The organism is Streptomyces koelreuteriae (genome assembly GCF_018604545.1).
In the GTDB taxonomy this organism is placed as follows: domain Bacteria; phylum Actinomycetota; class Actinomycetes; order Streptomycetales; family Streptomycetaceae; genus Streptomyces; species Streptomyces koelreuteriae.
Window position 1 is genome coordinate 539,241 of sequence record NZ_CP075896.1, and the last position, 18,759, is coordinate 557,999.

An 18,759-nucleotide genomic window follows, 5' to 3' on the forward strand; every position below is an offset into this window, starting at 1 on the left:
AGGGTTGACCCAATGTGGACGCCGGTTGTTCCATCACAGTCCCGCGCGGCTCTTCCCACCATGACCCCGAGGAGCCTTCATGCCGTCCGCACCGCCTCCACCACGCCCCGCTCTGCGCCGTTCCCTCGGTGTCGTCGACGGCGTCGCCATCGCCGCGTCCAGTACCGCGGCCACCACCAGCATCGCCATCGGCATGGGCACGATCGCGACGGTCGTGGGCCTCCAGGCCCCGGCGCTGCTGCTCCTGGCGTTCCTGCCGGTGCTCGGCATCGCCACCGCCTACGCCCGTCTCAACCGCTCGGAACCCAACTGCGGCAACGGCTATGTCTGGGTCGGCCGGTCCCTCGGCCCCTGGCCCGGCTTCCTGACCGGCTGGGTGACGCTGGTCGGTTCGATCATCTTCTGCGCCTACACCAGCGCTATCATGGGCTCGGTCGTGCTGCTCTTCGCCAACAAGGCCGGACTGACCAGCCTCGCCGGCATCGCCCTCGATCCGACGTCCACCGGCGTCAGCACGGCGGTCGGGCTGGTGATCCTCCTCGCCCTCGCGGCCCTGGCCGTCACCGGCATGCGGGCCGCCACCCGGTTCCAGTTCGTCCTGCTGGTCTTCGAGTACGCGGTGCTGCTGGGCTTCTGCGGCTGGGCCCTGGTCACCGGCGACCACGCCTTCTCCCTGTCCTGGTTCAACCCCTTCGAGATCTCCAGCGGCACCAGCTTCGCCCAGGGCATGGTCCTCGCGGTGTTCTTCTTCTGGGGCTGGGACGCGGCCTTCAGCGTCACCGAGGAGACCAAGCGCCCGGAGGACTCGGCCCGCGGGGGTCTCATCGCCCTCTTCGCCATGCTCGGTCTGTTCCTCTTCGCCTCGGTCGCCTTCCAGCGGGAGATGAGCCTCGCCGAACTCGTCCGCAACGGCCCCCAGGCCCTGCCCTACCTCGGGGCGAAACTGGCCGCCGAACCCTGGGCCACCCTGCCCCTGGTCGCGCTGATGTTCTCCGCCGTCGCCTCCGTGCAGGCCACCCTGATCCCCACGGCACGCGGACTGCTCGCCATGGGCCGCGACCGCACGATGGGGCCGCTGTGGACCCGGATCCACCCCCGGTACGGCACACCCGCCGTCGGTACGGCCGTCGTGATGACCGTCGCCGCCGTGATCGCCCTGCTCGCCTTCGCGATCCCCAAGCTGAGCGACATGCTGCTGGCCGCCGTCAACGCCATCGGGCTGATCGTCGCCCTCTACTACGGCCTCACCGCGCTCGCCTGCGCCGTGCGCTTCCGCTCCTCGCGTCACGACGGACCGCGCGAGGCACTGCTCGCCGTCGGAGTGCCGGCCGTGTCGGGGCTGGTGCTGCTGGGCCTCGGCGGCTACCTCGGATACTCGTATCTGACCATGAGCGATCACTTCGAACTGAGCCCGGACAACGGCTGGTTCATGTTCTCGCTGCCCGCCGTGATCGTGCTCGCCGGGCTGGGCATGGCGGCCGTGGCCAAGTACGTCCGGCGTTCGCCGTACTTCACGACAGGGCACGGCACCGACGCCGATGCCCTCACCCTCCCGATGGACCGCACGGCGGTCTGAACCCACCCCCATGGAGTTCACCCTGATGTCGCACCCCCACGCCACGGGACCGGCCGACCTCGTCTTCACGGGCGGCCCCGTGCACACCGTCGATCCCGCCCGCAGCCGCGCCACCACCGTGGCCGTGCGCGGCGGGCGGATCGCCGCCGTCGGTCACGACGAGGTGCGCGAGCTGATCGGGCCGCGCACCGAGGTCGTCGACCTCGCCGGAAAGCTGCTGCTGCCCGGCTTCCAGGACGCCCACGTCCATCCGCTGGGCGCGGGCATCGAACTCGGCCAGTGCCATCTCGGCGACACCGTCGACCCGGCCGAGTACCTGCGCAGGATCAGGGCGTACGCGGACGAGCACCCGGACGCCGAGTGGATCACCGGTGGCGGCTGGTCCCTGGAGGCGTTCCCCGGCGGCTCCCCCACCGCCGCCGCCCTCGACGCGATCGTCCCGGACCGCCCCGTCTTCCTGCCCAACCGCGACCACCACGGCGCCTGGGTCAACAGCCGGGCCCTGGAGCGCGCGGGCATCGACGCCCGTACGCCCGACCCCGCCGACGGCCGTATCGAGCGCGACGCCGGGGGAAACCCCACCGGGATGCTCCAGGAGGGGGCGGTCCACCTGGTGGGCCGGCTGCTGCCGGACCCCACGCCCGAGGAGAAGCTCGCCGCTCTGCTGCGCGCCCAGGCCGTGCTGCACTCCCACGGCGTCACCGCCTGGCAGGACGCCATCATCGGCACGTACGCCAACATGACCGACCCCGCCCCCGCCTACCAGGCGGCGCTGGACCGGGGTCTGCTCACCGCCCGGGTCGTCGGCGCGCTGTGGTGGGACCGTGAGCGCGGCGCCGAGCAGATCGCCGAACTGGCCGCTGCCCGGGAGGAGTTGAGCCGGGACCGGTTCCGGGCCGGCACGGTGAAGATCATGCAGGACGGCATCGCCGAGAACCACACCGCCGCGATGCTCGACCCCTACCTGACCGGCTGCGGCTGCTCCTCGGACAACAGCGGCATCAGCTTCGTGGAGCCGGGCGAGCTGCGGAAGTACGTCACCGAGCTGGACGCGCTCGGCTTCCAGGTCCACTTCCACGCGCTCGGCGACCGCGCGGTGCGTGAGGCGCTGGACGCGGTGGAGTCCGCCCGGGCCTCCAACGGCCACCACGACACGCGGCACCATCTCGCGCACCTCCAGATCGTCCACCCCCGCGACCTGCCGCGATTCCGCGAACTGGGCGCGAGCGCCAATCTGCAGATGCTGTGGGCCGCGCACGAACCGCAGATGGACGAACTGACACTGCCCTTCCTGGGCGCGGAGCGCGGGGCGTGGCAGTACCCCTTCGGTGATCTGCTGCGCGCCGGCGCGACCCTCGCCGCGGGCAGCGACTGGCCGGTCAGCAGCCCGGATCCGCTCCAGGCCATCCATGTCGCCGTCAACCGGGTCTCCCCCGACGCACCCGGAGGCACCCCGGCCTTCCTTCCGGAGCAGCGCCTCGATCTGGGCACGGCCATCGCCGCGTACACGGCGGGCAGCGCCTATGTGAACCACCTCGACGACCTCACCGGCAGCATCACCGCCGGGAAGTCGGCCGACCTCGTGGTCCTCGACCGCGACCCGTTCGCGGGCCCGCCCGAGGAGATCGCCGGGACCCGGGTGCTGGAGACCTTCGTCGAGGGTCGGCGCGTGCACTCCGCCGGGTAAAGGCCTGGGCGCGGACCCGCGGGCGTGTTCCAATGCGCCTGCGGGTTTGCGCCTGCGGGTTCCGCGTGAAACGGGGGGGGGACGAGACATGGTGGAGTCGCCGGGACGTGAGGCGCTGCGGTCCGTGCTCTGGCTGCTGATCGCTGTCGCCGCTCTGGTGTTCGGAGTGGCGTCGGCGCTCCAGATCCGGGGAGCGCTGGAGCGGGAGCGGGAGTTCCGTGCCGCGCCGGACTGCGCCGCTGTTCCGGTGCGGGCGTCGGGGTGCGTGTGGGAGCAGGAGTTCACGGTCCGCACGGCCGACACGAACCGGGGTGAGAGGAACGCGTCCCCGGAGGCGGAGCTGATGTCGCCGTCCGGCACGTCGTGGCAGGTGACGTTCCTGCGGGCCGATCCCGTGGTGTCCGAACTGGAGCCGGACGACAAGGTCGTCGGTCTGATCTGGCACGGGCAGGTCGTGGAGGTACGGGACTCCGACGGGCGGCGGCAGCAGACGTCCGACGGGCCCGTGGGCTGGCCCGAGGACCGGCTGGGCGGCGCGCTGGCCTGTGTGTCGTTCGGCCTGGCCGCCCTCGTGGGAGGGCTGTGGCCGCTCCTCGCGCGGGGTGACCGGCGGCATGCGAAGGCAGGGACGGTGGTGCGGTGGCACGGCGTCGGCCTGGGCGCCACCGCCATCCTGACCCTCTGGGCACAGTCGGCCAACGACTGGCCGATGTGGGCGATACCGGCGATCTGGGGGCCGCTCGCGCTGGTCACTCTCGCCTCTGCGACGGCCTTCGCCATCGCCGCCGTCCGCGGCGATCTGGACGACGCGCCGGGGGATGCTCAACCACAGACCACGTGAGGCCCGCGGGGCACGCGAGGCCGCGGAATACGTGAGGCCCCAGACCACCTCAGCCCGCGGACCAGCTGAGGCCGCAGACCACGTGAGCCCCGGCCCCCCGCGCCTCAGGTCTGCCGGGCGTGCACCGGACTGTTGGCGACGTCCTCCGGGCAGGTCCCGTGCCCCTGCCGGCTCCGCCGGTCGCGCCGCCAGTCGAAGGCCGCGAGGGCCAGGGCGGCCGCCATGCCGACGAGTGCCGCGCCGAGCGCGACGACGAGGGCGCCCCGGTAGTCGTCGCTGCCGCCGAGCACCAGATAGAACAGGCCGGGCAGGGCCGCGGTGCCCACGGCCGCGCCGAGCCGCTGCCCGGTCTGCAGAGCGCCACCCGCCGCCCCCGCCATGTGCACCGGCACATCGCGCAGGGTCATGGTGATGTTCGGGGAGATCACACAGCCGCTGCCGGCGCCGCCGAGGAACAGCAGCGGGGCGGCCACCCAGGGCGCGATGTCGAGGGGCGCGTAACGGAGCACCAGCGCGGTGCCGCCCAGGCCGACGATCACCCCCGCCAGACCGCCCACGGTGAGCAGGCGCCCGAGCCGGTCCACCAGCCGCCCTGCGATCGCCGCCGCGCAGGCGGAGCCCAGGGCGAAGGGCGTGACGGCGAGGCCGGAACGGAACGGGGAGAAGCCCAGGCCGTCCTGGTAGAACAGCGCGAAGACCAGCCAGACGCCGCTGAAGCCGACGAAGTAGAGGGTGCCGACGCCGGCCCCGACGGCGTAGCCGCGCAGGGTGGTGAACAGGCGCGGATCGAGCAGCGGCGGGATGTCGCGGGCCACGAGGCGGCGCTGCCTGCGGGCGAAGACGACCAGGAGCGCGGCACCGGCGGGGAAGAGCCACCACAGCCGTCCGATGCCGCCGGAGCCCGCCTGGACCAGCGGAAACATGAGCGCGAGGACGCCGAGGCCGAGGAGCATGACCCCGGGCAGGTCCACATGTCCCCGGCCGGAGCGCCGGGTGCGGGGCAGCAGGCGGCGGCCGAGCAGGACGGCCAGGATGCCGATGGGGACGTTGACGTAGAAGACCCACCGCCAGCCCTGGGCGCCGTCGGCCAGGGCGAGGATCATGCCGCCGGCGAGGGGGCCGACGGCGGAGGAGATGCCGACGGTGGCGCCGAAGAACCCGAAGGCGCGACCGCGCTCGGCGCCGCGGAACATCTGCTGGATGAGCGCGGAGTTCTGCGGCGCCATGAAACCGGCGGCCAGGCCCTGGGCGAGTCGGGCCGCGATCAGCAGCGTGATGCTGGGGGCCGCCCCGCAGGCCGCGCTGAAGACCACGAAGCCGCTGAGGGCGAGCAGGAAGATGCGGCGGCGGTCCAGCGCGTCGCCGAGGCGGCCCGCGGTGACGAGTGCGAGTGCGAACGAGAGCGCGTAGCCGGACACCACCCACTGCACCTGTGCGGGAGAGGCGTGCAGGCCGCGCTGGACGGAGGGCAGGGCGACCACCACGATCGAGACGTCCAGCAGGCTCATGAAGCCGGCCACCAGCGTGACCCACAGGGCCCGCCACCGGCGCGGATCCGGCTCGTACCCGGCATCCTCCTGTGCCGACGCTGTCACCTGGGCTCCTCTCGCCGGGGCCCCACCCGCACCCGGGGATTCACTTTCCCCACCAGGGGACGGGCACACGCCGCCGCCCGCAAGCGGAACCGGCCGGTCGAAGGGAAGATCGTCTGTGACGTGGACGGGAGTTTGAGCGGGCCAGAACTGTGCAGGCGTTGTGCTTGGGAAAACGACCGGCGAAAGGAACGACGTAATGGCGGCGCCCGACAATGACGAGTCGGTGGATCCCGCGGCTGTGAGACGACACCGGGTTCTGTTCCGCGCGATCGAGAAACGACGCCACCCGAAGCTGCGCCGCAGTGACATCACCGTGACCGACGAAGCGGCGGTCAAGCGCGCCACGAAGGCCGCCGCTCTCGGCAACGCGATGGAGTGGTACGACTTCGGGATCTACAGCTATCTGGCCGTGACCATCGGGAAGGTCTTCTTCCCGTCCGGGAACGACACGGCCCAGCTGCTCAGCTCCTTCGCGACGTTCGCGGTGGCCTTCCTGGTGCGTCCGCTCGGCGGAATGGTCTTCGGGCCGCTGGGCGACAAGGTCGGCCGCAAGCGCATCCTCTCCCTCACGATGATCATGATGGCGGTGGGGACCTTCGCCATCGGCCTCGTCCCCTCGCACGACGTCATCGGCATGTGGGCCCCGGCCCTGCTGATCTTCTTCCGGCTGGTGCAGGGCTTCTCGACCGGCGGAGAGTACGGCGGCGCCTCGACGTTCATCGCGGAGTACGCGCCGGACAAGAGGCGCGGATTCTTCGGCAGCTTCCTGGAACTGGGAACACTCGGCGGCTATGTCGGGGCCTCTGGTCTCGTCGTCATCCTCAACAGCGTGCTCAGCGCGGACGAGATGCTGGCCTGGGGCTGGCGCATCCCCTTCCTGGTGGCGGCGCCGCTCGGGCTCATCGGCCTCTATCTGCGGCTGAAGCTGGACGAGACGCCCGCCTTCCAGAAGCTGGAGGGCGGCCAGGTCAAGGCGAGCGAGGCCGCCGATTCCGTGGAGACCTCGGCCACCGGGGACCTCGGCAAGATCTTCACCCGGTACTGGAGGCCGCTGCTGCTGTGCCTCGCGCTCGTCGCGGCGTACAACATCAACGACTACATGCTGTTGTCGTACATGCCGACGTACCTTTCCGACGAGCTGGGCTACGGCACCAATCACGGGCTGCTGATCCTGCTCCTCGTGATGGTCCTGCAGATGTGCGTCATCAACTACGTCGGGCGGCTCTCCGACCGCTTCGGGCGCAAGCCGCTGCTGATGACGGGGATGCTGGGCTTCCTCTTCCTCTCGGTGCCGTCGTTCCTGCTCATCCGGCAGGGCAGTGTCGTCCTCATCGCGCTGGGACTGCTGTTGATGGGGCTGTCCCTGGTGATGATGCTCGGCACGATGTCGGCGGCGCTCCCGGCGATCTTCCCGACCCACGTCCGCTACGGCTCCCTCTCGGTGGCCTACAACCTGGCCACCTCGCTCTTCGGCGGTACGACACCGCTGGTGATCACCGCGCTGATCAGCGCCTTCGACTCGACCCTCATGCCGGCGTACTACGCCACGGGTGCCGCCGTCATCGGCGTCATCGCCGTGCTGTGCATGCGGGAGACGGCGAACAAGCCCCTGGCGGGCTCGCCGCCGTCCGTGGAGACGGAGGCGGAGGCGACGGAACTCGTCCAGGCGCAGTCGCCCCAGCCGAAGTTCTGAGGACCGACGCGAAAAGGCCCCGCCCGCACCCCGCGGACGGGGCCTTTTCGCGGTTGGGCCCGGGCAGTCCGGGAACGCGGTGCGCTGTACGCCCCCGAGGCAAGGCAGGTACCGCGATGACCGAGTACGAACGTTCACGCACGATGCCCGCACAGCCCGAGCATGTCTTCGACGAGGCCGCGAACGTCGGGCGGCTGGACACCTGGCTGCCTGAGGCCCTGCATGTACGGGCCGAGGGCCTGCCCGCCGTCACCGTGCACGAGGACCGCACGGACGAGGACACCTCCGCCCTGCTGCGCGCCCGGCGCGATCAGATGCGGATCGAGTGGGGCACCCGGGACCAGGGCGGTTACGCGGGCTGGCTCCAGGTCGCCGGGCTCGGCAGCGGGGCCAGCGAGGTGACGGTGCACCTGTCCTTCTTCGACGCCGGCCACGACCCCGGCGAGCGTGCCGCCGGCGACGCGCTGGACAGCAGCCTGGAGCGGCTGGAAGAGCAGGTGCGGCTGCGCGTCGACCACGCGGCCGGCTGACGTCACGGTCCGCGCTGTCCGAGGCGCTCGGGCGGGTCTTCCGTCAGCCCGCCGGGTGCGAACCGGACGCCGATGCCCGGCCGTCGCGCGCCGGGGCGGTGCCACATGCCGCGGTCCTGGCCGGCAGGGGCACGCCGTTGGAGCGCAGTACCTCGCGGACGTCCAGGATCAGGGAGAACACCTCGTGGTTGCGGTCCTCGCCCTGCTCGTCCCAGGCGCGCTGCTCGGCTTCGACGGCCATGCGGTCCTCGGCGAACACGCGCTCGGTGAAGCGCCTGATGAACGGCCAGGCCAGTTGCAGCGCGCCGGGCACCCGGGGCTTCTCGATCATCAGCAGCCCGTAGGTGTGGCAGACGCGCTGCTCGGCGTCCTCGGGCACATAGGCGGCCCAGAGGCGGAAGGCCGGACGCTCGGCGTTCTCCGGGACCAGGTCGAGTGTCTGGTACGGGTATGCGGTGCGGATGGTCATGACGTCGCTGGAGTCGCTGCCCCTGATGCCCTCGGCGGCCAGCAGGCTGGCGCCGCGGTTCCGTTTCCCCCCGGTGTGGGTGAACAGGTAGCGGGCCTCCACCGACCTCGCGTCGCTGCGGTGGTCCAGCAGTTCGGGGTGGAGCTTGCCGACGACGCCCCGGTGGAGGAACTGGTGGTTCATGTCGAGCAGGTTCTCGTGCATGAACGAGTAGTGGCAGCGCACGGTCCGGGAGTAGGTCATGGTCTTGTAGCGCGGTGAGCCGAAGGCCGGGAGTTCGGGCAGGGCGGTGTCCTCCGCCTTGTCCGGGTCGCCCGGGAACACGAACACCAGGCCGTAGGCCTCGCGGACGGGGTAGCCGCGCACGCCGCGCGGGGGCCGGCCGTCCTCGCGGGACAGGTACGGGATCTGCGAGATGCGGCCGTCGCCGCGGTAGGCCCAGGCGTGGTAGCAGCAGCGGAGGGTGTCGCCCTCCACGACGCCCATGCTCAGCGGCACCTGCCGGTGCGCGCACCGGTCCTCCAGCGCGTGCACGGTGCCGCTCTCCCCGCGGTAGAGCGCGATGCGCTCCCCCGCGAAGGCGGTCGCGACCACGCGCTTGCTCCGGACGCGGCGGGACAGTGCGACCGGGTACCAGAAGTCGGGGTGCGCGCCGACGCGCCGCAGGTCGGCCGTGCCGTTCCCCGGGTCGGGATATGGCGAGGGCCGGCCGCTTCCGTCCTCGGCGGGGAAGGTCCTGGCCCTGTCGGTCTCGGTCATGCCTCTCCCTCGCACGCGCACGGCTGGTCCCGGGTTCCTCCATCCTGAAGGGCCGGTCCCGGCCACGCCTTGCCCAGCGCGTGCGGACGGGTGAGTTCCGTGTTCAGTGGGCGAAGGGCGGCGAGAAGCAGCCGCTCTCCGGGTACGGCCCGTTGGCCACCGCCGAGAAGTTCGTCTTCTGGACGAACGCCATGACGCAGGCGTCGTCGTGGACGCGCAGGGCGACTTCCGCCCCCTCGGGCGTCACGTATCGGTCGTCCTTCCAGCGGGAGGGCATCCCCTTGACGGTGAGCGTCCCGCCGAGCCGTTCTCCGTCCGCGGTGACGCGCTCCTCCTCGTAGCCGAGCCGGAGCAGGGCCTCGCGGACCGTCGCGGGGTCCCATGTGCGCCGCTTCCAGAGCCGTTCGAGCACCGGCCTGATGCGATCGGCCTCCCGCTCGGCGTCCTTCGCGTGGGCCGGGGACATCTCGCCCGGACGGCGGTGGCCGTTGTTCTCGTTGTAGTGCGGTGCCCCGTCACCGGCCCCGGGCTCCACATACGGCGAGGCTCCGAGGGCACTCGGCGAGGCGCTGGGCGAGGGCCGTTCGGACCTGCCGGGAGTGGCCCCGGCCGTCGCGCCCGAGGCGTGCAGGTCACCGCAGGCGGTGAGGGTCAGGATCGCGACGAGGCCAAGGCCCACGACGGCAACAGGGGCCCGGCGGGCGGTAGTTGAGGCGGACATGAGGTGACCCTCTCATCGCACCCGGCCGACCGGATCGGTACTGTCGCGGGCCCTATTGAGTACGCGTACTCATGACGGCTTACGCCAGAGCCTCTTCGACCGTGTCATGGCAAGCGACGACGGCGTCCAGCCCGACGAGCTGGACGACCCGCATGACCGGTCCCCGGATCCCGGCCAGACGCAGCCAGCCCTGGGCGGCGTCCGCACGTTGATGGATGTGGATGAAGACGTTGATGCCGCTGGAGTCGATGAAGGTCACGCCGCTGAGATCCGCCACGATCCGGGGCGCGCCCTCGTCGTCCCCGGGCGACAGGGCGTGCTGCAGTGCGTCCTTGACTCCGTGGTCGATCTCGCCGCGCAGGGTCACGACGCGGATGCCGTCGACGGTGGAGTGCTCGATGGACAGCCGGTCCGGCCGGTCCGTCCCCTGGTTGTCGGTCACCGTCTCCTCAACTGCGCCTGGGCTGCCCCGTGCAACGTCTGTGCCGACGATTGTGCCGCACTCGCACGGCCCTACGCATCCAATCGACTGTGCCGAACAACACGCCCGTGGCATGCATGACAAAGTGAGGGGTACACGCACGCGCGTGAACGGGGAGTAGAAGGACGATGCTGTTGGAGCCGCAACCCGACGGGGAACGTACCGAGCCCGGCGCCCGACCGACGCAGGTCGGCTACGCCCTGGGCGGGGACGACGGCTGCATCGCGCAGGCCCGTCATCACGCGGCCGACTTCCTCATCCGGCTCCGGGACGAGCACGAGCTGGAGGTCTCCCCGCGCGCCATGGACCTGACCCAGCTCGTCGTCAGTGAGCTGGTCACCAACTCCCGCAAGTACGCCCCGGGTCCCGTCCTCATGGAGCTGCGCGTCTCGGGAGCGGCGGTGGAGGTCGTGGTGTGGGACAGCGACCCGGCCGTGCCCGCGGCCCGGGCCGCCGACCCCGACCGTGTCGGACAGCACGGACTGGAGATCGTCAAGGCCGTCGCCGAGGGCCTCGACATCGAGCGGCAGCCGGTCGGCAAGCGCATCACCGCCCGTATCTCCCTGACCGACACGAGGCCCTGACCGGCACGCCCCTCGCTACTCCTCGATCACCAGCCCCTTCGCCGCGAGCAGCGGCTCGAGCCCGCAGATGTCGATGACGGTCCGGCCCGCGCGGTACGCGGCGATGTAGTCCGCCTCGGTGTCGACCCGCTGCTGCGAGGCGGCGGCCACCTCGGCGGCGTCCTCACGGCGTACGACGACCACGCCGTCGGCGTCGGCCCGCATCACATCGCCGGGGCGGACGAGCACGCCGCCGACGGTGACCGGCTCGCACATCGGCCCGACGGTCTCCTTGACCGTGCCCTTGATGGAGATGCTGCGGGAGAAGACGGGGAATCCCAGGGCGCGCAGGTCCTCGGTGTCCCGCACGCCCGTGTCGGTGATCAGCCCGCCGAGCCCCTTGGACTGGCAGGCGTTGGCGAGGACGTCCCCGAAGGAGCCGGCCTCCTCGTAGGCGCCGGCGGAGACGACGATGACGTCCCCGGGGCGGGCGTAGGCGATGGCGGTCTGCAGCATCAGGTTGTCGCGGGGCGCGCACTGGACCGTGAAGGCGGGGCCGCAGAGGGACATGCGGTGGTCGACCGGCTTGAGGGTCGAGTCGAGGGCGCCCAGCCTGCCCTGGGCTTCGTGGAGGGTGGCCGAGGAGTAGGCGGCGAGGCGTTCGACGAGTTCCGGGGCGGGGCGGTCGAACTTGGTGCTGACGCGGATCATGACGGCCTCTCGGACAGAGTGGTGCAGGCGGTGGCGATGCGGGCGCAGGCCTCGGTGAGCACGTCCGTCGACGTGGCGAAGGAGATGCGGAAGTAGCCGGGCGCGCCGTACGCGGCTCCGTGGATGACCGCCACCTGCCCGCTGTCGAGGAGGTGGCGGGCGAAGTCCTCGTCGCTCTCGATCCGGCTTCCCGACGGGGTGAACTTCCCGATCGCGCCCTGGCAGTTGACCAGGAGGTAGAAGCCGCCGTCGGGGACGGTGCAGCTGAGACCGGGAATGTCGTTGATGAGCTTCACGGTGGCGTCGCGGCGTGCGCGGTAGACGCTCACGGTCTCCCGGACGAAGTCCTGCGGTCCGGTGAGGGCGGCAGCGGCGGCGGCCTGGCTCACGGAGGAGGGGCAGGAGGAGGTCTGGGACTGCAGTGTGTTGATCGCGGTCACCAGGTCCGCCGGGCCCACGCCGTAGCCGATCCGCCAGCCGGTCATCGCGTACGTCTTGGAGACGCCGTTGGTGAGGAACACCCGCTCGGCCAGACGGGGTTCGACGGCGGCGAGCGACGGGGCGTCCTCCTCGCGGTACCAGATCTCGTCGTAGATCTCGTCGGTGAGGACGCGCACCCGCGGATGGTCCAGCAACACCTGGGCGAGTGCCCGCAGTTCGGTGGGGGTGTAGGCGGAGCCGGTCGGGTTGCCGGGGGTGTTGAGGACGACCCAGCGGGTGCGGTCGGTGATGGCCGCCCCGAGCCGCTCCGGGGTGAGCTTGAAGCCGTCCGTCTCGGGGCAGTCCACGATGACCGGGGTGCCGTCGTTGGCGCGGACCATGTCCGGATAGGACACCCAGTACGGGGCGGGGACGATGACCTCGTCCCCTTCGTCCAGGGTGGCCATCAGGGCGAGGAAGATGACCTGCTTGGCTCCGCCGCCGACCGCGATCCGCGCGTCGTCGCACTCCAGCCCGTGGCGCTCGTGGAGCTTGCCGGTGATCGCGGCGCGCAGGGCCGGTGTGCCGTTCACGGGCGTGTACTTGGTCTCGCCCGCCTCGATGGCCTCGATCGCGGCGGCCTTGACGTGGTCGGGGGTGTCGAAGTCGGGCTCGCCCACGGTCAGGTCGAGGATGGTGTGGCCCTGGCTCTTCAGTTCGCGTACGCGCTGGGCGGCGGCCGTGCTGGGCGAGGGCTTGATACGGCGTACCCGCTCTGCCGTGTCCATGGGATCAGCCCTCCCTGCGCTCGAAGTTGAGGCCGCCGGGGACCTGGAAGGTGGGCAGGATCTCGATGTGGCCGATGTTGACGTGCCGGGGCGAGTCGACGGCGAACTCGATGGAGTCGGCGATGTCCTCGGGCTTGAGGGACTCGTAGCCGTCGTAGAACCGCCGCTGGGCCTCCTCCATGTCGCCGAGGAGCCGGCCGAAGATCTCCGTCTCCACGCGCCCCGGGCAGATCTCGGTGACGCGGACCCGGCGGCCGTAGCCGTCGACCCGGAGCTGGCGGGAGAGGGTGTGCACGGCGGCCTTCGTGGCGTGGTAGATGGTGTTGCCGCCGAAGTTGTAGACGCCGGCGATGGAGCTGATGTTGACGATGTGGCCGAGGTCGCGCTCGACCATGCCGGGCATGATCAGGCGCACCAGGTGCAGGACGGCCTGGATGTTGACGGCGACCTGCTCGTCCACGGCGAACTCGTCGGCGGTCAGGATGTTGCCGGTGCGTGAGACACCCGCGTTGTTGACAAGGATGTCGATGTCCAGGCCGGCCAGCTCGGCGGTGAGGGCCTCGGTGTCGGTGATGTCGACGGCGTGCGGGACGCAACCGGTGTCGCGGGCGAGGGCGTCGAGCCGTTCGGCGTTGCGCGCCACCGCGTGCACCTCGAGGCCGTGCTTGGCGAGTCGCTCGACGACCACGGCTCCGATGCCGGTCGACGCTCCGGTGACGAGGGCCGTCCTGTAGTCGGAGATGGGCATGCTGCTGTGCTCCTAGAAGTTGAGGGAAAGGGTGTTCAGGCGTCGCGCAGGGGCAGGTGGGCGCGGTCCTTCACCCGGGACACGGCGATGAGGGTGCCGAGGGCGGTGACGACGGCGTAGAAGGCCGGCATGTTGACGTTGCCCGTCTGGGCGATGAGGTAGGTCATCAGCAGCGGGGCCGTGCCGCCGAACAGCGCGGAGGAGACGTTGTAGCCCAGGCCGTAGGCGGAGTAGCGCACCCGGGTGGGGAACAGTTCGACGAGCAGGATGTGGATGACGCCGGTGTGCCCGGCGAACACGACGGCCATGACACAGGCGCCGACGACGGCGAGGGCGAGGTTGCCGGTGCCGATCAGCAGGTAACAGGGAATGCCGACGACGGCCATGGCGATCGCCGAGCCGGCGATGACCTTCTTGCGTCCGATCCGGTCGGAGAGACGGCCCATGTAGGGGATGGCGATACAGATCGCGACCAGACTGGAGGCGGTGACGAGCAGCCCCTGGACCTTGCCGAAGTCGAGCTCGCTGCTCATGAAGGTGGGCATGTAGCTGAACAGGACGTAGTACCCGGAGCCGTTCATCAGGGGGATGAACAGGGCCAGCAGCATGGCGCGGCGGTGCTCGGCGGAGGTGAACGCCTCCTTCAGGGGGTTCTTGGAGAGGCCTCCCTCTTCCTTCAGGCGGTTGAAGTTGGGCGTGTCGCTGATGCGCTTGCGGATGTAGATGCCGGTGATGCCGAGCGGCACGGCGAGCAGGAACGGTATGCGCCAGCCCCAGGACTCCATGCGCTCGTCGCCGAGTCCGCTGGTCATGCCGGCGGCGACCAGCGTGCCGGTGAGCAGGGAGAGGAAGGAGGCGATCTGCGCGTAGCTGGTGTAGAGGCCGCGCTTGCCCTCCGGGGCGTGCTCGGCGAGGAAGCTCATCGCGCCCGAGGCCTCGCCGCCGACGGAGAAGCCCTGGGCGACGCGCAGCAGGATCAGCAGGACCGGTGCGGCGATGCCGATGCTCGCGTAGGTGGGCAGCAGGCCGATGGCCGCGGTGGCGACGCTGATGAGCAGGATGACGAAGACCAGCATCCGCTGGCGTCCGATGCGGTCGCCGAGATGGCCGCAGATGATGCCGCCGAGGGGGCGGAAGAAGAAGGAGACGGCGTACCCGAGGAAGACGAGCATGACGGCGTCGTCGGAGCCGGGGAAGAAGACGGCGGCGAGCGTGCCGGCCATGAAGCCGAAGATGCCGTTGTCGTAGAGCTCGGCGAAGATGCCGACGCATCCCGCGAGGGTGACCTTCCGGGCTGTTCTCGGGTCGACGGTGTTGGGGACGGGCTGAGCGGCCATGGTGGTCATGGCGTCTCCTGTCTTGCGGCGGGCTGGGGACGAGGCGAGGGGCGTGGGGCTCCGTGCGGGCGGGCGAGGGGGGACGTTGGGGACGTGGCCGGTCGGTCAGGCCGTGTCGGGGGCGCGGATGCGCAGGGCGTCGAAGGCGGTGCGGACGCGGGTGCGCAGGGCGTCGACGGCGCCCCGCTGGGCGCGGTGGGCGGTGACCGCCTGGTCGAGGGTGCGGTGCCGGAAGCGGATGGTCTGCCCGGGGCGCACCTGCCCGAGGGAGGACAGGCCGGTGGCGGTGACGACGGCCAGGACGGGGTAGCCGGCCGTGACGCCGCGGCCGCGGTGCAGCACGAGAAGTTCGTCGCCCGCCGGCACTTCGACGGCGCCGATGGGGACCCCGCGGGAGAGGATCTCGCCCTGGGTGACGCGGCGGGGCACCTCGCCCTGCAGTCGCAGGCCGATGTGGTTGCTGCGCGGGCTGACGGTGAAGGGAGCCTCGAACAGCCGGCTTGCGGTGTCGCCGAACTCGGCCCGGTCGGGGCCGTCGGTGACGTCGATCGTCCAACTGGTGGGGAACGGGGGGACGGGAGCGTGCAGACGGAACAGCGGGATCCGTGAGTAGGGGTGGTCCAGGGGCGGGCAGGCCGCGCGCAGCACGAGTTCGTCGCCGGCGCGCAGGGCGGGGCCGAAGCCCAGGATGGTGTCGGGGGCGCAGCTGCCCTGAAGGTAGTCGGCCTCGAACGAGCCGAGCACGGCCAGGTAGACGCGCAGTCCCCGTCGGATGCCGGAGACACGGAGGGTCTCGCCCGCGCACACGGAGACCGGTTCCCACTGGGAGCGGGCACTGCCGTCGACGGTCACGTCGGCGGGGGCGCCGGTGACGGCGACGAGGATGTCGGCGGAGGGCACGCACGCGAAGTCGAAGGCCGTGATCTCCAGCAGGGGGGCGCGGTCGTCGTTGCCGCACAGGACGTTGGCGACGCGCGCCGAGTGCTGGTCGGCGGCTCCCCCGGCGGGCAGACCGTAGCGGGAGCGGCCGACCCGGCCGAGGTCCTGCACGGTGGCGATGCCCGGGGTGCGGATCGTGAGGGTGTCAGCCATGGCAGGCCGCCAGGGAGGTGCCGGCGTGGTCGTCCCACTCGTCGGGGGTGATGGGGACGAAGCGGAAGGTGTCCCCGGGCCGGTAGGCGGTGATCGGGTCACTGTGCAGGTCGAGGACGCGCACGGGGGTGCGTCCGAGGAGCGGCCAGCCGCCGGGCGAGGGCATCGGGCAGATGACGGCCTGCCGCCCGGCGACGGCGACCGCGCCCGGGTCGACGTGGGTGCGGGGCGACGCCAGCCTCGGCACGGGTTTCGGGAAGGGCGGGCCGTCCGTCATCGGTGCTCCGGCGGGCGCTCCGAGGCAGCGCACGGTGAGGTCGCTCCCGGAGTGCAGGGCGACGACCTCGCTCTCGGTCAGGCCGAGCTGGCGGGCGACCTCGGGCAGGTCGGGCCCGTGCTCGCCGCCGTAGACGACGGGTACGACGAAGCGTCGGGGCGGCGCTGCCGGTGCGGGGTCCGGTCCGAGGCGGGCGGCCTCGTGCGCCACGATCCGCCGGACGGTGTCGTGGTCGGTGCCGGTGGAGTCGAACTCCACGAGCAGGGCGTCGTAGGTGGGCACCACGTCGTGGACTCCGGGGAGCCGGACGGCGTCCAGGGCGTCAGCCAAGGCGTGGACGAGCCGCCAGGCGTCCTCGGCGTCCAGGCCAACGGCCCTCGCGGTCAGGGCGGAGTCGCCGCAGTCCGTGATCGTGATGTTGGCGTTCATGTCAGGAGCCCGTCCCGCTCAGCACCTTGTCGAGCGAGGTGATCTCGACACCGGCGGCGAGGAGTTCGCGGCGGATGCGGCCGGCCAGGGCGATCGCGCCGGGGCTGTCGCCGTGCAGCAGGACGGTGTCGCAGGCGACCGGGATGTCCTTGCCCCCGGCGCTGCGGATGACTCCCTCGGTGACCATGCGCAGGGTCCGCCGGGCCACCTCGTCCGGGTCGTGGACGACCGCTCCGGGCTCCGAGCGGGGGACGAGGGTGCCGTCGTCGCGGTAGGCGCGGTCGGCGATGCCGACGATGCCCACGCGCAGTCCGCGGGCCCGGGCGGCATCGGCGAGTTCGCCGTCCTGCGCGAGGACGATCAGCGACTCGTCGAGGGAGGCGACGGCGTCCACGACGGCGCGGGCGTAGTCGGCGCGGACGGCGACCAGGTTGCCCAGGCGTCCGTGCGGGGCGACGTGCTGCACCCGGGTGCCGTGCGCGACAGCGAAGGCCTGGAGGGCGCCGATCTGGTACAGCACGTCGGTGCGGACCTCCTCGGGCGTGAGGTCCATGGCGCGGCGGCCGAAGCCGACCAGGTCGGGAAAGCTCGGGTGGGCGCCCACGGCGACCCGGTTCTCCACGCAGGTCCGGACGGTGGCGTCCATGATGCGCGGATCACCGGCGTGGAATCCGCAGGCGACATTGGCGGATGTCAGCATTTCCAGGAGCGCTTCGTCGTCGCCCATTGTGTAGGCGCCGAATCCCTCGCCGAGATCGGCGACGAGATCAACCATGGGGGTCATGAAGTCCTCCGGGAGAATATGGGGAAGGACAATGCGAGGAGGGGAATGCCATCACGTGGTGGTGATTTCCCGAGAACCATCCGGGCTGGATGTTCCGCTCAACTTAATCCCCTGCTCGCTCGACCGCCAATATGCGTTCGATCTGGCGTTATCGCGAACCGTTATGACCTGCCTCACACCCCAGGCCCCTCTCGGGGGTGTGCTGGGAGGTGGCCCCTCCCTACGATGAGGCTCCGCTCCCCGTGGAAGGCCCCGCATGGACACCAGGCGTCTGTACTCGTTCATCAAGATCATTGACGCGGGGAGCATCACGCGCGCGGCGGACATCCTGCACATCGCGCAGCCCGCGCTCAGCCAGCAGTTGTCCGCGCTGGAGGCGCAGTTCGGGCAGCAGTTGCTGATCCGCAGCAAACGCGGGGTGGCCCCGACCGAGGCGGGCCGGGCGCTGTACCGGCACGCCCAGCTGATCCTGAGGCAGGTGGACCTCGCGCACGCCGCCGTGGAGGTCTCCGGCCGGGCTCCCGCCGGCAGCGTGTCCGTGGGTCTCGCGCCGTACAGCCTGGGCGCGGCGCTCGCGCTGCCGCTGCTGAAGAGCGTGCGTGAGCGCTATCCGGACATCCTGCTGCACATCAACGAGAACTTCGGCGGTGTGATCAGCGAGGCCATCATGACCGGGCGGATGGACATGGCGTTCATCTACGGGGCCGGCCCGCTGCGGGGTGTGCAGTTCGAGCCGTTGCGGACGGAGGACCTGTTCCTGATCGGCGCGCCCGGGGACACGGCCCCGCACAAGGCGGGTGAAGTGGATCTGGACGAGCTCAAGGACGTGCCGCTGCTGCTGCCCAGCCGTATCCACACGATCCGGCAGGTGGTGGACGCGGCTTTCCAGCAGGCCTCGCTCCTGCCGAACGTGGCGGGCGAGGTCGAGTCGGCGCTGACGCTCGTCAACGCCGTGGACGCGGGCCTCGGCGCCACCGTCCTGCCCTGGTCGGCCGCGCGGGCCATTCTCGATGTCCGCTCATTGTCGGTGCGGCGCATCGTGCATCCCGTGATCCAGGTGAAGCTGTCCCTGGTGACCTCGGACAACCAACCCCTCTCGGAACCCGCCCTGGCGGTGCACGATCTGTTCCTGGAACTCATCACGGCCTTTGACGAGACACCGCACGAAGGATAAGGAAACGCAATAGCGTCACACGGAACCTCTATTTGTTTCCGGTGGCAGTCGCGGCTAGCTTTCTGCGAAAATCGCTGCCCTGGA

18 protein-coding genes are annotated in these 18,759 nt (G+C 71.1%); 7 read left to right on the plus strand and 11 right to left on the minus strand.

The genetic code is table 11. The features are described 5' to 3' along the window. The first annotated feature begins 79 nt into the window (after positions 1-79). From KJK29_RS02415 to KJK29_RS02425, 3 genes are all read left to right on the plus strand, one after another. Positions 80-1,576, plus strand: a complete 1,497-nt coding sequence (locus tag KJK29_RS02415) for an APC family permease (protein WP_215116926.1) — start codon at positions 80-82, stop codon at positions 1,574-1,576. Between the two features lie 10 nt (positions 1,577-1,586). Then, complete coding sequence (locus tag KJK29_RS02420) at positions 1,587-3,263, plus strand: amidohydrolase (RefSeq protein ID WP_215116927.1); 1,677 nt, start codon at positions 1,587-1,589, stop codon at positions 3,261-3,263. A gap of 88 nt (positions 3,264-3,351) precedes the next feature. Continuing rightward, positions 3,352-4,104, plus strand: coding sequence for a hypothetical protein (locus tag KJK29_RS02425; protein ID WP_251057679.1), 753 nt, complete (start codon positions 3,352-3,354; stop codon positions 4,102-4,104). Between the two features lie 104 nt (positions 4,105-4,208). On the opposite strand, the gene KJK29_RS02430 is transcribed toward KJK29_RS02425, so the two are convergent. Then, a complete protein-coding gene (locus KJK29_RS02430) occupies positions 4,209-5,699 on the minus strand; it encodes an MFS transporter (RefSeq protein ID WP_215116928.1) in 1,491 nt (496 codons plus the stop codon). A 196-nt stretch (positions 5,700-5,895) separates the two neighbouring features. On the opposite strand from KJK29_RS02430, the gene KJK29_RS02435 reads away from it, so the two are divergent. Continuing rightward, positions 5,896-7,392, plus strand: coding sequence for an MFS transporter (locus tag KJK29_RS02435; protein WP_215116929.1), 1,497 nt, complete (start codon positions 5,896-5,898; stop codon positions 7,390-7,392). A 116-nt stretch (positions 7,393-7,508) separates the two neighbouring features. Then, positions 7,509-7,922 carry an SRPBCC family protein gene (locus KJK29_RS02440; RefSeq protein ID WP_215116930.1) on the plus strand — a complete coding sequence of 138 codons (414 nt, stop codon included), beginning with the start codon at positions 7,509-7,511 and terminating at the stop codon, positions 7,920-7,922. Positions 7,923-7,965: 43 nt separating this feature from the next. Here KJK29_RS02440 and KJK29_RS02445 read toward each other — a convergent pair whose 3' ends face one another. From KJK29_RS02445 to KJK29_RS02455, 3 genes are all read right to left on the minus strand, one after another. Next, positions 7,966-9,150, minus strand: coding sequence for an aromatic ring-hydroxylating oxygenase subunit alpha (locus tag KJK29_RS02445; protein ID WP_215116931.1), 1,185 nt, complete (start codon positions 9,148-9,150; stop codon positions 7,966-7,968). 103 nt (positions 9,151-9,253) lie between these two features. Continuing rightward, entirely contained in the window at positions 9,254-9,871 is a 618-nt protein-coding gene (locus KJK29_RS02450) for a hypothetical protein (protein WP_215116932.1), read from the minus strand. Positions 9,872-9,950: 79 nt separating this feature from the next. Next, positions 9,951-10,313 (minus strand): STAS domain-containing protein, encoded by a 363-nt coding sequence (locus KJK29_RS02455; RefSeq protein WP_251057680.1) that lies wholly within the window; start codon positions 10,311-10,313, stop codon positions 9,951-9,953. Between the two features lie 167 nt (positions 10,314-10,480). Here KJK29_RS02455 and KJK29_RS02460 point away from each other — a divergent pair, with 167 nt between their 5' ends. Continuing rightward, entirely contained in the window at positions 10,481-10,936 is a 456-nt protein-coding gene (locus KJK29_RS02460) for an ATP-binding protein (protein ID WP_215116934.1), read from the plus strand. Positions 10,937-10,951: 15 nt separating this feature from the next. On the opposite strand, the gene KJK29_RS02465 is transcribed toward KJK29_RS02460, so the two are convergent. The 7 genes from KJK29_RS02465 to KJK29_RS02495 form a co-directional block, all read right to left on the minus strand. After that, on the minus strand, positions 10,952-11,626 hold the full coding sequence (locus tag KJK29_RS02465) for a 4-carboxy-4-hydroxy-2-oxoadipate aldolase/oxaloacetate decarboxylase (RefSeq protein ID WP_215116935.1): 675 nt from the start codon (positions 11,624-11,626) through the stop codon (positions 10,952-10,954). After that, positions 11,623-12,834 (minus strand): aspartate transaminase, encoded by a 1,212-nt coding sequence (locus tag KJK29_RS02470; protein WP_215116936.1) that lies wholly within the window; start codon positions 12,832-12,834, stop codon positions 11,623-11,625. Before KJK29_RS02470 ends, KJK29_RS02465 begins: the two co-directional genes overlap by 4 nt. A 4-nt stretch (positions 12,835-12,838) precedes the next feature. After that, positions 12,839-13,582, minus strand: coding sequence for an SDR family oxidoreductase (locus tag KJK29_RS02475; protein WP_215116937.1), 744 nt, complete (start codon positions 13,580-13,582; stop codon positions 12,839-12,841). 35 nt (positions 13,583-13,617) lie between these two features. Further along, positions 13,618-14,928 carry an MFS transporter gene (locus KJK29_RS02480; protein ID WP_215116938.1) on the minus strand — a complete coding sequence of 437 codons (1,311 nt, stop codon included), beginning with the start codon at positions 14,926-14,928 and terminating at the stop codon, positions 13,618-13,620. A gap of 96 nt (positions 14,929-15,024) precedes the next feature. Then, on the minus strand, positions 15,025-16,011 hold the full coding sequence (locus tag KJK29_RS02485; protein WP_215116939.1) for a 5-oxoprolinase subunit C family protein: 987 nt from the start codon (positions 16,009-16,011) through the stop codon (positions 15,025-15,027). Next, positions 16,004-16,717, minus strand: coding sequence for a 5-oxoprolinase subunit B family protein (locus KJK29_RS02490; protein WP_215116940.1), 714 nt, complete (start codon positions 16,715-16,717; stop codon positions 16,004-16,006). Before KJK29_RS02490 ends, KJK29_RS02485 begins: the two co-directional genes overlap by 8 nt. A 1-nt stretch (position 16,718) precedes the next feature. Beyond that, complete coding sequence (locus KJK29_RS02495) at positions 16,719-17,501, minus strand: LamB/YcsF family protein (RefSeq protein ID WP_215116941.1); 783 nt, start codon at positions 17,499-17,501, stop codon at positions 16,719-16,721. Between the two features lie 256 nt (positions 17,502-17,757). Here KJK29_RS02495 and nac point away from each other — a divergent pair, with 256 nt between their 5' ends. Next, positions 17,758-18,675, plus strand: a complete 918-nt coding sequence (gene nac / locus KJK29_RS02500; protein WP_215116942.1) for a nitrogen assimilation transcriptional regulator NAC — start codon at positions 17,758-17,760, stop codon at positions 18,673-18,675. The last annotated feature ends 84 nt before the right edge of the window (positions 18,676-18,759 follow it).

What these genes read in the sequence shown, in the direction of transcription:
- KJK29_RS02415 (WP_215116926.1), top strand. Translation starts at nt 80, where the DNA reads ATGCCGTCCGCACCGCCTCCACCACGCCCCGCTCTGCGCCGTTCCCTC.
- KJK29_RS02420 (WP_215116927.1), top strand. Translation starts at nt 1,587, where the DNA reads ATGGAGTTCACCCTGATGTCGCACCCCCACGCCACGGGACCGGCCGAC.
- KJK29_RS02425 (WP_251057679.1), top strand. Translation starts at nt 3,352, where the DNA reads ATGGTGGAGTCGCCGGGACGTGAGGCGCTGCGGTCCGTGCTCTGGCTG.
- KJK29_RS02435 (WP_215116929.1), top strand. Translation starts at nt 5,896, where the DNA reads ATGGCGGCGCCCGACAATGACGAGTCGGTGGATCCCGCGGCTGTGAGA.
- KJK29_RS02440 (WP_215116930.1), top strand. Translation starts at nt 7,509, where the DNA reads ATGACCGAGTACGAACGTTCACGCACGATGCCCGCACAGCCCGAGCAT.
- KJK29_RS02445 (WP_215116931.1), bottom strand. Translation starts at nt 9,150, where the DNA reads ATGACCGAGACCGACAGGGCCAGGACCTTCCCCGCCGAGGACGGAAGC.
- KJK29_RS02450 (WP_215116932.1), bottom strand. Translation starts at nt 9,871, where the DNA reads ATGTCCGCCTCAACTACCGCCCGCCGGGCCCCTGTTGCCGTCGTGGGC.
- KJK29_RS02460 (WP_215116934.1), top strand. Translation starts at nt 10,481, where the DNA reads ATGCTGTTGGAGCCGCAACCCGACGGGGAACGTACCGAGCCCGGCGCC.
- KJK29_RS02465 (WP_215116935.1), bottom strand. Translation starts at nt 11,626, where the DNA reads ATGATCCGCGTCAGCACCAAGTTCGACCGCCCCGCCCCGGAACTCGTC.
- KJK29_RS02470 (WP_215116936.1), bottom strand. Translation starts at nt 12,834, where the DNA reads ATGGACACGGCAGAGCGGGTACGCCGTATCAAGCCCTCGCCCAGCACG.
- KJK29_RS02475 (WP_215116937.1), bottom strand. Translation starts at nt 13,582, where the DNA reads ATGCCCATCTCCGACTACAGGACGGCCCTCGTCACCGGAGCGTCGACC.
- KJK29_RS02480 (WP_215116938.1), bottom strand. Translation starts at nt 14,928, where the DNA reads ATGACCACCATGGCCGCTCAGCCCGTCCCCAACACCGTCGACCCGAGA.
- KJK29_RS02485 (WP_215116939.1), bottom strand. Translation starts at nt 16,011, where the DNA reads ATGGCTGACACCCTCACGATCCGCACCCCGGGCATCGCCACCGTGCAG.
- KJK29_RS02490 (WP_215116940.1), bottom strand. Translation starts at nt 16,717, where the DNA reads ATGAACGCCAACATCACGATCACGGACTGCGGCGACTCCGCCCTGACC.
- KJK29_RS02495 (WP_215116941.1), bottom strand. Translation starts at nt 17,501, where the DNA reads ATGACCCCCATGGTTGATCTCGTCGCCGATCTCGGCGAGGGATTCGGC.
- nac (WP_215116942.1), top strand. Translation starts at nt 17,758, where the DNA reads ATGGACACCAGGCGTCTGTACTCGTTCATCAAGATCATTGACGCGGGG.